At 69.3% G+C, this 14,019-nt stretch carries 12 protein-coding genes and 1 pseudogene; 4 read left to right on the top strand and 9 right to left on the bottom strand.

The genetic code is table 11. The annotated features are described in order from the left end of the window. Positions 1-96 precede the first annotated feature (96 nt). The 3 genes from ACZ62B_RS18390 to ACZ62B_RS18380 all read right to left on the bottom strand — a co-directional run bounded on the left by ACZ62B_RS18390 (position 97) and on the right by ACZ62B_RS18380 (position 2,685). Positions 97-822 (bottom strand): ABC transporter ATP-binding protein, encoded by a 726-nt coding sequence (locus tag ACZ62B_RS18390; protein ID WP_469691102.1) that lies wholly within the window; start codon positions 820-822, stop codon positions 97-99. Beyond that, a complete protein-coding gene (locus ACZ62B_RS18385; protein ID WP_468880834.1) occupies positions 819-1,907 on the bottom strand; it encodes an efflux RND transporter periplasmic adaptor subunit in 1,089 nt (362 codons plus the stop codon). Before ACZ62B_RS18385 ends, ACZ62B_RS18390 begins: the two co-directional genes overlap by 4 nt. Positions 1,908-1,977: 70 nt before the next feature. Then, positions 1,978-2,685 carry a hypothetical protein gene (locus ACZ62B_RS18380; protein WP_468880837.1) on the bottom strand — a complete coding sequence of 236 codons (708 nt, stop codon included), beginning with the start codon at positions 2,683-2,685 and terminating at the stop codon, positions 1,978-1,980. 112 nt (positions 2,686-2,797) lie between these two features. Here ACZ62B_RS18380 and ACZ62B_RS18375 point away from each other — a divergent pair, with 112 nt between their 5' ends. The 3 genes from ACZ62B_RS18375 (at position 2,798) to ACZ62B_RS18365 (ending at position 6,060) form a co-directional block, all read left to right on the top strand. Continuing rightward, positions 2,798-3,550 (top strand): response regulator transcription factor, encoded by a 753-nt coding sequence (locus ACZ62B_RS18375; RefSeq protein WP_468886686.1) that lies wholly within the window; start codon positions 2,798-2,800, stop codon positions 3,548-3,550. Beyond that, a complete protein-coding gene (locus ACZ62B_RS18370) occupies positions 3,543-5,378 on the top strand; it encodes a sensor histidine kinase (protein ID WP_469691100.1) in 1,836 nt (611 codons plus the stop codon). The genes ACZ62B_RS18375 and ACZ62B_RS18370 overlap by 8 nt, the downstream gene beginning before the upstream one ends. A gap of 187 nt (positions 5,379-5,565) precedes the next feature. After that, complete coding sequence (locus tag ACZ62B_RS18365) at positions 5,566-6,060, top strand: hypothetical protein (protein WP_469691098.1); 495 nt, start codon at positions 5,566-5,568, stop codon at positions 6,058-6,060. Positions 6,061-6,130: 70 nt separating this feature from the next. Here ACZ62B_RS18365 and ACZ62B_RS18360 read toward each other — a convergent pair. The 3 genes and pseudogenes from ACZ62B_RS18360 to ACZ62B_RS18350 all read right to left on the bottom strand — a co-directional run. Beyond that, positions 6,131-6,407, bottom strand: a pseudogene (locus ACZ62B_RS18360) (transposase); the annotation flags it as partial. Between the two features lie 68 nt (positions 6,408-6,475). Then, positions 6,476-7,717 carry an amidohydrolase family protein gene (locus tag ACZ62B_RS18355; protein WP_468886690.1) on the bottom strand — a complete coding sequence of 414 codons (1,242 nt, stop codon included), beginning with the start codon at positions 7,715-7,717 and terminating at the stop codon, positions 6,476-6,478. A 182-nt stretch (positions 7,718-7,899) separates the two neighbouring features. Beyond that, positions 7,900-8,343 carry an Rrf2 family transcriptional regulator gene (locus ACZ62B_RS18350; RefSeq protein WP_115744660.1) on the bottom strand — a complete coding sequence of 148 codons (444 nt, stop codon included), beginning with the start codon at positions 8,341-8,343 and terminating at the stop codon, positions 7,900-7,902. Positions 8,344-8,512: 169 nt separating this feature from the next. On the opposite strand from ACZ62B_RS18350, the gene ACZ62B_RS18345 reads away from it, so the two are divergent. Further along, positions 8,513-8,665 carry a hypothetical protein gene (locus ACZ62B_RS18345; protein ID WP_468880852.1) on the top strand — a complete coding sequence of 51 codons (153 nt, stop codon included), beginning with the start codon at positions 8,513-8,515 and terminating at the stop codon, positions 8,663-8,665. Between the two features lie 674 nt (positions 8,666-9,339). Here ACZ62B_RS18345 and ACZ62B_RS18340 read toward each other — a convergent pair. The 3 genes from ACZ62B_RS18340 to ACZ62B_RS18330 all read right to left on the bottom strand — a co-directional run bounded on the left by ACZ62B_RS18340 (position 9,340) and on the right by ACZ62B_RS18330 (position 13,977). Beyond that, positions 9,340-10,668, bottom strand: coding sequence for a class I SAM-dependent RNA methyltransferase (locus tag ACZ62B_RS18340; protein WP_469691095.1), 1,329 nt, complete (start codon positions 10,666-10,668; stop codon positions 9,340-9,342). A 66-nt stretch (positions 10,669-10,734) separates the two neighbouring features. After that, entirely contained in the window at positions 10,735-12,780 is a 2,046-nt protein-coding gene (locus ACZ62B_RS18335) for an APC family permease (protein ID WP_469691093.1), read from the bottom strand. Positions 12,781-13,050: 270 nt separating this feature from the next. Beyond that, complete coding sequence (locus ACZ62B_RS18330; RefSeq protein WP_469691091.1) at positions 13,051-13,977, bottom strand: adenosine kinase; 927 nt, start codon at positions 13,975-13,977, stop codon at positions 13,051-13,053. Positions 13,978-14,019: the final 42 nt, after the last annotated feature.

Raw genomic sequence — 14,019 nt, 5'->3', positions numbered from 1 at the left:
GATCGCCGCGCTCGTCGGCGGCGGAGGGGTTCGGGACGTGGCGCCCCCGGGCCTTCCTCTGATCCGGGTCGTCCCGATGGCGAGTTGTCCCACAGGTCACGCGTCGCCCCCGGGGGTCAGAGACGCCTCAGGGTGTGAGTCGGTGACGACGCGCCCGTCACACATCTCGATCCTGCGTGGCAGGCGCGCTGCGATGTCCCGGTCATGGGTGATGACGGCGATGGTGGTGCCTTCGCTGTTCAGCTGGGTCAGCAGATGGAGCACGGACTGTCCGTTCGCAGTGTCGAGAGCGCCGGTCGGCTCGTCGGCGAGTACCAGCGCCGGTTCGTTGACCAGTGCTCGGGCGATGGCCACTCGCTGGCGTTCGCCTCCCGAGAGTTGGTGCGGCAAGTGGCGTGTGCGATGGGCGAGACCGACACGGTCCAGGGCGGTGACGGCCATCGGCTGCCGACGGCGGCGGGGCACGCCCGAGTAGAGCAGTCCGGTGGCGACGTTCTCCTCGGCGGTGAGGCCGTCCGTGAGGTGGAAGTGCTGGAATACGAAGCCCAGCCAACGTCCACGCAGCGCGGACAGTGTCCGGTCGGACAGCTGTGCGGCGTCCTGGTCGCCGATCCACACCGTGCCGCCCGACGGTCTGTCGAGGGTGCCCATGATGTTCAGCAAGGTGGATTTTCCGGACCCCGAACGGCCGACGATGGCCAGCAGCTCGCCCGCCCGGATGGTCAGGGATACGTCATCGAGGGCGGTGACCCCTCCCGCGTACACCTTGCTGACGTTTCGCACGGTGAGCACGGCCGAGCCCGTTCCCGGCGGGCTTGTCATGATGCCGTCACCACCACGTCGCCTTCCTCGATGCCGGCTCCGCTGACCTCCACGAGCCCCTTGGCGAAGAGGCCGGTCGTGACCCCGACCAGCTTCCCGCCGGGACGCTGCAGCGCGTAACCGCCTTCGCTCAGGGCGAGGAGGGCGCCTACGGGGACCACCAAGACGTTCTCCCTGGTCCGGGCCGTGAAGACGACCTGTACGGACGCCGCGTCGAGCTTGGCGACATCGTCGGCGTCCGACGGCTGGACCCTCACCTCCAGGGTGGGCGTCGTGTCGGTGCCGGCACCCGCTTCGGCGGCGTCGCCGCCCTGCACGGTGGTACCGATGGACCCGACCGTGCCAGGAACACTCTTGGTGTCGGGAAGGATGATGGAGACCGCGTCGCCTTGGTGCATGGACCCGGCACTGCCCGCGTCGGCCTCCACCGTGACCGTCTTGTCCTGCGAGGTGAGGGTGAGGACTTCTTCGGTGGCCGGGTCACCCAACTGCGCCTTGACGGCGTCGACGCGTGAGGGGCCGGACAGGACCACGGCCCGGTCCGGGGCCAGAGTCCCGGTGGCCTCCTGGCCGGTGTCGTGCTGCCAGCGCTTGAGCGCTGCCAACACTCCGGTGGTCAGTTCGGTGCCGGCCTCGCCCGCCTCGCTGCCCTCGCGCGATGCCGCGGACCGCTGCGGCCGAGGGCCGATGTCATAGCCCAGGGCTTCCAGGTTCTCGACGAGAACGGTCACGTCCCGCCCGGTCGTCCCCGCCTTGTCCAGCTCACGGAAGAAGGGAGTGTCGCCGAAGAACGCCGTGACCGGCTCGTCGTTCACCCAGTACAGGGGCTTCCCCCGTGAGACGACCGAGCCCGGGGCGGGCAGCCGGCTGATGACGCCCTTCCCGGACCCCTTCACCGTGACCTGCCCCCCGAAGCCCAGAACTCCCGGCAGCGTCCGGGAGTCGGACAGGTCGGCGCGCTTCACCCGGGTGGTCTGAGCGGACGGAGCTGCCGCGGGGCCGGGTTGCCGGCGCTCACCGTGGTCCGACAGCGCTCTCGCCCCGTAGACCCCGCCCGCGGCCACCACGAGGACCGCCACTGCCACTGTCCCCTTGCGCACGGTGCGGAAAGCCCTACGCGGCCGTTTTCGGGCCGAGTTACCACGGGGCGAGCCGCTACTTGTCACCGAACGCCTCCAGCGAACACGACTGCTCAGCCTCGGGGACTCCGGATTCCGGCAGGGTGCCCGTGGTGTCCTTGTCATAGGTCCAGCTCAGGCCGTCGGCGCTGACACTCGTGTCGGCGACGAGGTGGATCTTCATGCCCTTGCGCTGGAGGCACTTGACGTACGCGCGGAAGTCGTCCGCGAAGTGCGGGTTGCCCTCGGGCGTGGTCTCGGGAGGCTGAAGCGGCAGCTTGACCAGGCAGGCCTCGTAGGCGGGACGGTACTTGGGGGCGTCCGCCCTGCCCTGCTCCGGGGCTGCCTGCTTGGCGCCCGCGAGGGCCGCCCGCTTGGTGTTCATCGGTACGCCGTGCGCCTGCAGGCATGCGTTGTAGGCGTCCGTGAGCCGCTGCTTCTCCTCCTCGGAGGTGTCCAGGCGCAGCTGAGGGCGCTTGGCGTCGACGGCCGAGTCCTGGGCCTCGTCCTTCGACGCCGGCTCCTTGCCCGTCGGTGAGCCGGACGCCAAGGTGTCCACGCTCTTGCCGGAGCCGGCCTCGGCGTCCTCACCGCTGCCGCATGCGGCGAGCGACATTCCGGCGACCACGGCCAGACCGGCGGCGAGAGCGCGCAGCCGCGGGCGGCGCACTGGCGGATTACGGGGGTGCTCCGGGGCGTCGACGGGGCCGCGGAGTATCGGCGAGTGCTGTGCATGCCTGTTCATGCCGATCAGCGTTCACCAGCATTGTCAGGTGATTGTCAGGAACTCATGGCGATGCGGTCTGCTTCCCACGGCACGGGCAGAACACTGCCGTTGTCGTTCCTAAACTGACGCCATGCGTGCACATGTGATGGTGGCCGAAGACGACGCCGATCAGGCCGAACTGGTCCGTCGCTACCTGGAGCACGAGGGCCACGAGGTGACCCTGGTTCACGACGGCCGCTCCGCCCTTGACCTATTGCGCGGCCGACGCCCGGATCTGCTGGTCCTCGACGTGATGATGCCCCGGGTCGACGGACTGGACGTGTGTCGTGTCATACGTGCGGAGCCCCGTCTCGCGAACCTTCCCGTGCTCATGCTCACGGCCAGGTCGTCCGAGGACGATCTACTGCTCGGTCTGGATCTGGGCGCGGACGACTACATGACGAAACCGTTCAGCCCCCGCGAACTCATGGCGCGCATCCGGTCGCTGCTGCGCCGCAGCGACAGAGGCCCGGACGCCGAGGCCGACCGGGAAGCACGCAACGCCGTCCTGCGGGCCGGGCCGGTCACCGTCGACCGTGTCCGTCACGAAGTGTGGGCGTACGGCCGTGTGATCCGCTGCACGCCGGGAGAATTCCGCCTCCTCGACATGCTCGTCGAGCACGCGGGTCAGGTGCTGTCCCGGACCCAGATCCTTGAGCGTCTGCACGGCTCCGACCCCTTCATCACCCTCAGGACGGTCGATGTCCACGTCATGAATCTGCGCCGCAAGATCAAGGACGTTCGACCGGGCCCGCAGGACGTCATGCCTCTGGTGACCGTGTACGGAGTGGGCTACAAGCTCACGGACACTCCGCACGACCAGCAGGCGCACCCGTATGGATAGGTTCCGCAAGGGAAGAAGGGTCCGGATCTCGGCCGTGCCGCTGCGGCGCAGTCTGCTGCTGCGCCTGCTGGCGGTGTCGGCACTCGTGTCGGTCTGCTCGATCACCGCCACCGCATGGGTGGTCCTGCAGACCACCGCTGTCGTACTCAGCCGCGAGCGAGGGCAAGCACTGGCCGACGACGCCCGGATCTACGACACCCTCCTGGGATACGCCGCGACGCACCCGAGTTGGAACGGCGTCCAGCCGACCGTCGACCACCTGGCACAGTCCGCCGGTCACCGCATCGTTCTGCTCGGTGAAGACGGGCACCTCCTGGCGGACTCGAACGCCGACCGGAATCGCCCCTTCCAGCCTCCGCAGCAGGCATCCGCGGTCATCGACCCCCTGGCCGTCGACCCCGAGTTGAACAAGAACACGGACGACGGCCGGTCAGGCACGGAGCGGATCGACCCCCGGGCAGTGGGACCGTTCAAGCTGTCCGAGGAAGACAGCGAAAGGCTGACGCGCACTGCGAAGCGAGTGGTCCTGTGCCTGCGCGAGTTCTACGGCACCCAGGCCCACGTTCAGATGTCGCCCGCCGGACGCCCGAAGGTGGTGGTGACGAACCCCGGCGGTACACCCACCCTCGGTGAGCAGCGCTGCTCCCCCGGGTTCACTGATCCGACACCGTCGGAAGAGAAGGCCCTGGAGGGACTCACGAGCCTCGTCAACGCGTGCCTGGCCCGTCGGGAGGTGGACGGGGTGAGGCTCGCGATTGACGGCAGTTGGGAACCCCGGACCCGTCACGCGCCCCCGGCCTCGACAGTCCTGTCGTGTCTGACGACCAGCCGCAGCCAGCAGTTGGCACCGTATGTGGCACCCGCCGCGCTGCTGTACGTCAGCAGTCCCGGACGTACGGCGACGACGTTCTTCGACCTCTCCTCCGCGAACCGGCTCCGCATCGCAGGCTGGGCCGCCGCCGTGCTGGTGATGACGGTCACCGTGACCACGCTGACCGGCATCCGCCTGGTGAAGCCGCTCAGGACGCTCACCAATGCGGCCATGCGCATGGAGGGCGGGGAGGCGTCCCCGAGCGTGCTGGTCCGGGGAGGCGATGAGATCGCGAAACTGTCGGCCGCCTTCAACGCGATGTCGCAACGCCGCGAACAGCTGGAATCAGCACGCCGGGACATGACCAACGACATCGCTCATGAACTGCGCACCCCGGTGAGCAACATCCGGGGCTGGCTGGAGGCGGTGGAGGACGGCATCGCACAGCCCGACGCCGATCTGGTGACCAGCCTGCTGGGACAAGCACTCCAGCTCCAGCACATTGTCGACGACCTTCGGGACCTTTCCGCGGCCGAGGCCGGCGAGCTCCGTCTGGTTCCGGCGCCCGTCGAGCTCATGGAGCTGCTGGCTGCCGTCGCCGTGGCCAACCGGGCCACGGCGACGGCAGCAGGCGTGACCATCACGGTCGTGGACACAGGACGCGTCCCCGTCATCGCTGATCCCGTACGGATACGCCAGATGATCGGCAACCTCGTGTCAAATGCGATCCGCTACACACCCGCGGGCGGGTCGGTCACTCTGAGTGCCCACGTCGACCTCGACACCGTCGTGATCGACGTGGCGGACACCGGGACCGGGATCTCGGCCGACGAGTTGCCGCACATCTTCGACCGGTTCTGGCGCGCGGAGAAGTCCCGCAGCAGACAAAGTGGCGGCAGCGGCCTCGGACTGGCCATCGTGCGCCGCCTGGCCGAAGCACACCAGGGAACGGTGACCGCGGCCAGCACGCCGAACGTCGGCTCGACTTTCACACTTCGCCTGCCGCACCACTCATGAAGTGCGAGAAGTGGATCAGCGCCGGGGCGGGTCGAGCCAAGTCGGCTGCAGTGAGGATGCGACGTGGTGACACTCCCGGTGGGTCTGACCCCTCGGCCGACTGACGTCTCGACTGTCCTGTTGGGGATTTGTCGGCCCGCCGGGTGTCACCACGCACTCGGCCGGACGAGCGTTCGTGACCCAGGCCATGAACCAGATTCGTGGCCTGCTCGTCTCCGCCCCGGCAATGCTGCGGGAGCAGACCACCGGTCTGGACCGGGCCGCGTTGCTACGGACCCTGGCCCGGCTGCGGCCCGGCGTGGACCTGTCCCGCCCACTCGCCGCGGCCCGGGCCGCCCTGCGGCGGCTCGTCCGCCGCCACCAGGCCCTGGACGAGGAGATCACCGAGCTCAACGCGGAGATCGTCCCGCTGGTGAAGCAGGCGGCCCCGGCACTGCTGAACCTGTTCGGCGTCGGCCCCGAGACCGCCGGTCAGCTCCTGGCCTCGGCCGGGGACAACCCCGAACGCATGCGCTTCGACGAACGCACCCGCGCCTACGTCGAACGACGCACCGAGGAAGGGCTGAAACAAGAAGACATCATGCGCTGCCGCAAGCGATTCGTCGCCCGCGAGGTCTACCGCGCCCTGACCACCACACCAACGGAACGAATCACTCAAACCGATCTCGCTCCTGCCGCTTGACAAGCATAGGAGCATCCCGCGCGTGTTCCATCGGCACTCGCGCAGTCCCGGGGCGGGGTGCGTCAACGCAGCAGGGCGCCTTCCACCCGCAGGTCGCACCGCAGTTCCTGGACCGTCTCGAAGTCCGACAGCCCGTGCAGGGCCTGCAAGGTGACCGCGGCGGCCAGGATCTGTGGCGGCATGCTCGGCCGTCCGTTCGCCGAGGGATACATGTCCGCGAACATCTCCGCCGGGAACAGCTCGCCGCGGTGCTGGGCCAGGAACGCGAACACACTCCCGGCAGGGATCAGCTCCCGGCAGGTCTGCCACACATCCGGCCCGACCGTCTCACCGACCCACTCACCCATCGCCACACAACGAGTCTGGCCCTGCCGCTGACGCGGCAGGGCCAGAACCCAAGATCTTCATGAGTCTTCTAGCGTTTGTCGACGGCGAGTTCGCCGTTCAGGATCACCATGCGGAGGTCGCGTACGTTGCGGATGTCCGTGGTGGGATCGGCGTTCAGCACGAGCAGGTCGGCGCGCTTGCCGGGGGTCACCGTGCCGAGGTCGGGGCGGACACACTGCCTCGACGCACCGCTGGTGCCTGCGGCCAGTACCTGGGTGGGCGTCATCCCGGCCGCCCTCATGAGTTCGGCCTCTTCCAGGGTGTTGGCTCCGAACAGGCCCCGACCGCTGAAGGTGTCACTGCCCAGCGCGATGTGCACGCCGGCCTCAGCGACCTTCCGGAGATTGTCGCGGGCGTCCGGGTGGGCGTCGTCGATCCAGAGCGTGGGTGTGTAGGTGATGCCGCGTTCGAGCATCAGGTCGATGAGCGAGTGGTCGGTGAGGGGCTCGACGGTGACACCGTGCTCCAGGCCGTCCGCCCCGGCCTCGATCGCCTCGCGTGCCGCGGCTTGCTGGGTGGTGTGGACGGTAACCCGAAGGCCCCGCTCATGCCCGGCCTCGATGCCCGCCCGAAGGAGATCTGGGGGAAGCCGTTCCAACGCGACACCATCCGGAAAGGCGGGGTTCTGCCAGAGGTATCTCGGCCCGCCGGAGTGTGCGCACGCGCCCTCTGACAGGAGTTTGATCGCGTCCACCTTGTGGTCAGCCAGGTGGTGCACCAGGTCGCGGATCTCCTGCACGCTGCCGGCCTCTCCCGTGAAGCGTTCGCGCGCCCAGGGGTTGTCGCGGAAGACAGTGGCGGCGGGGTGCCCGTCGCGTCCGGTGATGCCGCAACCGGTCGCCAGCAGGCGCGGGCCCCGCAGCGTGCCTGCGGCGATTCTGGCCCGTGTGTCCAGGATTCCGTCCGTCGGATCACCCACCGACTTGATGGTGGTGATCCCGTGGTCGAGGAACAGCCCGAGCCGTTCAGGAAGCTCGTTCTCCTCGAAGGCCCGCATCGAATCGGGATCGGAGACCGCGCGCACGTCGTAGAAGTGGACATGAGTGTCGATCAGTCCCGGCATGACCCATCCTCCGGCCGCATCCACCTCCTGTCCGCCCCTGAGCGGCTCGGCCGATACGGAAGCGATCCGTGCGCCGTCGACGGCGACGTCATACAGACCGGTGAGCACCTGGCGGCCGTCGAAGACACGTGCGCGACTGATCACGAGGTCGTAGGTCACAGGACCGCGAGCCTCGGCGCTCGCGATCGCTTCGTCTTCCTGGTTCATCGCTCTCACTCCTGGCACGTTCTGAGCAGGTGCTCAGGTTCGGGTTCGCGTAGATGGACCGTGCGGGCTGACACCGGGAGCCGGGAGACCCTGGAGTACCGCGCCCCGGAACAAACTGAAACCAAACGAGTTACAGTTTGGGCGTGCGTCGTGACGTGGGACATGTGTGCGTCACCGCTGAATCAGCGGTCCTTCGCTTCGCCGTCGGAGGCCAGTATCTGTTGCAGCAGGGCGGCGATCGTCGTCCGGCCGAGCCGCTCCTCCAGAGCTCGCTCTGCGTTCTGGAACTCGACGTCAAGCAGATCGCCGATGTTGCGGCCGACCACGCACGCCCCGCTGGGCGGATGAGGGTGCCTCGAGAAGACCTGCTCCCCCTCCACGGCGGCGTACGCGTCATAGAGCGTGATGTCCCGCGGGGTGCGAGCAAGGGACCAGCCACCTCCCCGCCCCTCGGTGGACCGCACCAGATGAGCGTCTCGCAAGCGGCCGAGAATGCGCCGCACGAGAACCGGATTGCTTTCCAGGCTGTCCGCGATCTCCGCGGAAGTCAACGAGCCTCCACGCCGGTGCGCCAGCATCGCAAGCGCGTGGATCGCGACCGCGCTCCTACTGCTGAGCCCCGCCATCTCCGACTCCTGCCGCCGCCGACAAACTGCCACCAACCTAGTTGCAGATGATTCGATGGTCAACCGAGTCGTCCGGGGGCCTCGGACCCGAAGCAGGCCGGATGCGCCCTGGTCGGCTCATCGCCTTCACGGCCCGACACCTCCGGGATCTTGCCGCATCCACTACGAGATGCGCGCCGATCTCCACCAGGGACTCCTCCGACTCGGGCGCTCGGGCGGGCCCATCGTCCGTGACGGCGGCATCAGCAACACGACCCTGGGGGCCACCGATCCGCTCGAGAGCGGCGAGTTCGCACGGATCCCGCGACGCCTCGACGAGTGACCGGCTACTCGCCCGGCACGGATACCCACCCGCCGAGGTCTTGGACGCGGTCGAGCTCATCACCAAGCAGCTGGAGTATTTCGCCCGAGAGTGGACGCGAGAGGAATTCAAGGACTGACGGCTTTGACAAGCAACAGTCCACACTACGCGGCGATGACAACCTTGACACCGGACGGCGAACACGGTGGACCTCGTGCCGCAGGCAAGTGTGGTTCGAAAACCGGGTGCAGCGCATGCAGGCCGATATCCTCAGACTCGACGGCGAAGACGGTTCGCTCCTCGTCTCCGCGCCGGAGCAGGAACCAGTCCATGAGTCGGGTCAGTCGGTACCGGTGACGCCCGCCCTCGGTACGGCAGACGCGTCACCGTCATCGAGGCCCCGCAGGTTGGTGAAAACGGAAGGTTCCGCAACAGCCCGACACATCGATTGACCCGCGCCATCTGATCCAGGACGACCACCTCACGCCCCGTCAGAAACAGCGTCGAACGAGCGTCAAGAACATTTCCCGAACCCGTCCCTTACGGAGTTGAGGCCGAGCGTTCTCGACTCACACCTGCTGCGAAACCGCAGGTGAGACGCGTGGCGGGAACCTACAGCATGCTCCACGCGGTGAACCTACGGAAACATGTCGGCACAATCCGCCCGCAACCTGGGGAATCAGAGAATCAGCAGGTCAGCGGCTCTTTACTGCGGGCTCAAGAATTGCCACACACTCCACGTGCGAGGTCATCGGGAACAGATCGAACACCCGCAGCGTCCGCACCCGGTACCCCCCGTCCCGGAAGTACGCCAGGTCCCGTGCCAGCGCCGCCGGGTCGCAGGCGACGTACGCGATGCGACGCGCGCCCAGGGACGACAGGTGTTCCACCGTCTTGCGGCCGGCGCCGGCGCGCGGGGGGTCGAGGACGACCAGGTCGACCTCGGTGATGCCCGTGCGGGGCAGGACCGTCTCGACCTTGCCCTGTTCGATGCGGACGCGGGGGAAGTCCGCGAGGTTGTGGCGGGCGTCCTCCACCGCGCGCTTGCCGGACTCGATGCCGAGCACCGCGCCCGCCTCGCCGATCCGGTCGGCCAGGGCGCCCGCGAACAGGCCGACGCCGCAGTAGAGGTCGAGGGCCATGTCGCCCTTGCGGGGCAGCAGGCCCTGCATGACGGCGGTGACGAGGGTGTCGGCGGCCTTCGGGTGGACCTGCCAGAAGCCGCCGCCGGCGACGCGGTGGGTGCGGCCGTCGGCGCGTTCGCGGACGAAGGGGCGGCCGTGGACGCGGTGGAGCTGGCCCGAGCGCTCGTCGACGCGCATGACGGAGACCGGGCGGTCGAGTTCGACCAGGGGGAGGCGGGCGCCGGGCTTGGGGGTGAGGACGACCTGGCGGTCCTGGGAGCCCGTCGCGGCGATCGCCTCGACGGAGTCCATGCCCGTCCAGTCCCGCTTCTCGATGCCCAGCTCGCTGACGCCCTCGGCGGCGATCATGCAGTGGTCGATCGGCTCGACCTCGTGCGAACGGTGCCGGCGCAGTCCCGCGCGGCCGTCGGCGGTGACGGCGTACTGCACGCGCGTGCGCCACGCCGGGACCTGGCCGGCGGGGACCTTGTCGCCCTCGGCGGGCATCACGGTGCCGTCCCAGCCGGCTTCCTCCGGGGTGAGCCCGGCGAGGCGCCGGAGCTGCTCGGTGACGACCTCGCCCTTCAGGCGCCGCTGGGCGCCCGGCTTGGCGTGCTGCCAGTCGCAGCCGCCGCAGCGGCCGGGGCCGGCGAAGGGGCAGGGGGCGTCGATGCGGTCCTTGGAGGCGTCCAGCACCCGCACCGCGTCCGCGCGGAGGAAGCGGGCCCCCTCCTCGCCCTCCGTGACCCGCGCGACGACCCGTTCACCGGGCAGCGCGTGCCGGACGAAGAGGACCTGGCCCTCGGACGTACGGGCGATGCAGTGGCCGCCGTGGGCGACGGGGCCGACCTCGACCTCGTACTCCTCCCCCACCAGTGATTTCCTCGGTTCTGCCTGCATGGCGGGGTGACTCCACAACATCGAGAGCGGAAAGGCCCGTGCGGGCCGGGACGACAGCCCACCAGTCTACGTGTGCGAGGAGGAGTCCTTCGCCCGCTCCGCCGGACCGCGGCGCACCGAGCCGGGGGCGGCCCAGTCCTGCCGCTTCCGGGCCCGCTTCTTGGCCGCTTCGGAGGATTCCAGCTGATACGGCACCGAGGTCACCATCACACCCGGCGTGAACAGCAGCCGGCCCTTGAGCCGCAGCGCGCTCTGGTTGTGCAGCACGTGCTCGTACCAGTGGCCGACCACGTACTCGGGGATGATCACCGAGACGACATCGCGCGGGGACTCCTTGCGCAGGCTCTTGACGTACTCGATCACCGGACGGGTGACCTCGCGGTACGGGGAGTCGAGCACCTTGAGGGGTACGTCGATGCCGCGCCGTTCCCACTCCTCGCGCAGTGCCTTGGTCTCGGTCGGTTCCACGTTGACGCTGAGCGCCTCGAGGGTGTCGGAGCGCATCAGCCTGGCGTAGGCGAGCGCGCGCAGCGTGGGGCGGTGGATCTTGGAGATCAGGACGACCGAGTGGACGCGGGAGGGCCGCACCATGTCGTCGTTCGGGGTCTCGGGGGCGGCGATCTCCTCGGCGACACGGTCGTAGTGCTTACGGATCGCCGTCATCGTCGCGTAGAAGATGCACATGCCGAGCAGCGCGACCCAGGCGCCGTGGGTGAACTTGGTGACGAGGACGACGACCAGGACCAGGCCGGTGAAGAAGGCGCCGAAGGTGTTGATGGCGCGGGAGCGGATCATGCGGCGGCGCTTGGCCTGGTCCCGCTCGGTGGCCAGCAGCCGGTTCCAGTGGCGGACCATGCCGGTCTGGCTGAGCGTGAAGGACACGAACACGCCGACGATGTAGAGCTGGATCAGCCGCGTGGAGTCGGCGCCGTAGATCCACACCAGCAGCCCGGCGGCGCCGGCGAGCAGCACGATGCCGTTGGAGAAGGCGAGCCGGTCGCCGCGCGTGTGCAGCTGACGGGGGAGGTAGCGGTCCTGGGCGAGGATCGAGCCGAGCAGCGGGAAGCCGTTGTAGGCGGTGTTCGCGGCGAGGAACAGCACCAGCGCGGTGGCGGCGGCGAGGATCATGAACAGGAGACTGCCGTGGCCGAAGACGGCCTCGGCGACCTGGGAGATCACCGGGTCCTGGACGTAGTCCGCGCCGAGCGGGGCGCCGTCGTGGATCAGGTCCTTGGCGGGGTTCTCGGCCATGCGGACGTCGGTGGCGGAGGCCAGCGCGATGATGCCGCAGAACATGGTGACGGCGAGCAGGCCCATCATGGCGAGCGTGGTCGCGGCGTTGCGCGACTTGGGCTTGCGGAAGGCCGGTACGCCGTTGGAGATCGCCTCGACACCGGTGAGCGCGGCGCAGCCGGAGGAGAAGGCGCGCAGGAGGAGGAAGACCAGGGCGAAGCCGGCGAGTCCGGGGTGTTCGGGTTTGATCTCGAAGTCCGCGGTCGGCGCCCGCATCTCGTCACCGAGCACGACCGCGCGGAAGGCCCCCCACCCGATCATGGTGAAGACGCCCGCGACGAAGACGTACGTGGGGATCGCGAAGAGCGTGCCCGACTCCCTGACCCCCCGCAGGTTCATCAGCGTCAGCAGCACGATCACACCGATCGCGCAGGCCACCTTGTTCTCGACGACGAACGGGATCGCCGAGCCCAGGTTCTCGATGCCGGAGGAGATCGACACGGCGACGGTGAGGACGTAGTCGACCAGCAGGGCGCTGGCGACGGTCAGTCCGGCCTTGGGGCCGAGGTTGGTGGTGGCCACCTCGTAGTCGCCGCCGCCGCTCGGGTACTCGCGGACGTTCTGGCGGTAGGAGGCGACCACGGTGAACATCAGCACGACGACCGCGACGGCGATCCAGGGGCTGAAGTGGTACGCCGACAGACCCGCGATCGACAGGACCAGCAGCACCTCGCCGGGGGCGTACGCCACGGAGGAGAGCGGGTCGGAGGCGAAGACGGGCAGGGCGACACGCTTCGGCAGGAGCGTTTCACCCAGTCGGTCACTGCGCAGTGCGCGCCCGATCAGAATCCGTTTGGGCACGTCGGTCAATTTGGACACAGCAGTGGATCGTAAGCCTTCGGCCAGGGGGCGACCCAACCACCACCCCACATCCATACGGCTTCCATACGGCCTCTGCTCTCCGGGTGAAATCACCGGGTGACCGGACCGGGGATTCGGCAGGTCGGGGCAGTTCCATGCCTATATGACCAGTCCGGCCGTAGTCGCCACGCCCCGTGGAGGTTCCCATGCACCCGACCGCAGAACTGATCGGCGCCGCGGCCGCCCTCGTCGGCCTCGGGATCCTCACGCTGGCGAGCGTGCGCAGCATCACGCGCCGCTGAGCGTCCCGGGGACGTGCCCGGCGACTCCGGCGAGCAGGGCCTCCGGTCCGACGGCGGCCACCCGCGTCGACGGCACCGTGCAGGCGTACGCCCCCGCCACCGCCCCGAGCCGGGCGCAGTGGAGGGCGCCTTCGCCGCTGAGCCGGCCGTACAGGAAGGCGGCCGCGAAGGCGTCGCCGGCCCCGTTGGAGTCGACGACCGGTGCCGGGGGCTCGGCCGCGGGGACGTGGGTCAGCTCACCGTCGGCCAGCAGGTACGCGCCCTCGGCGCCCGCGGTGGCGACGACGGCCTCGGCCCGGCCCCGCGCGGCGATCCGGCGCATGACGGCCTCCGGGTCGGTCAGGGCGGCGGCGGACAGGAAGACGAGGTCCGCGGCGAGGGCGAACGTCTCGTGGTACGGGTTGACGCCGTCCCAGTCGTGCAGGTCGGTCGAGATCGTCACGCCCGCCTCGCGCAGCAGGGGCAGGGCGTCGGCGCACGGCTGGGTGATGACGACGTGGGCGTGCCGGCTGACGGCGGCCAGCCCGCGCACCGTCTCCTCGGGCAGCCGGTCCGTCTCGGACCCGCGGGTCGCGTCGTACAGGGAGAGCCTGCGGCCGTCGGGGCCGACCAGGTTGACCGCGCGCTTGGTGCCGCACGGCTGCGGTACGGCGGTGAGCGCGATGCCGTGGTCCCGGTGCAGGGCGCGGACGAGGTCGCCCTCGTGGTCGTCGCCGATCAGGTCGAGGTGGTGGGTGCGCAGGCCGAGGGCGCTGGTGCCGAGGGCGACGAAGTCGCCGCTCTGTCCCGCGCGGGTGACGATGCCCGGCCGGATCATGTGGCTGTCGGCGAGCGGTACGGGCAGCTCGGGCACGTGCACGATCGTGTCCACGCCCGCGCCGCCCAGGACGAGGACGTCGATCTCGGCGGTCATGGCCGGCTCTCTCCTTGCTCCGGGCACCGGTCGCGCCCGGGT

The sequence above is a fragment of the Streptomyces sp. NPDC053426 genome (assembly GCF_055585405.1).
The sequence above is the reverse complement of the archived record's forward strand: the minus strand, read 5'-3'. Positions and strand labels throughout refer to the sequence as shown.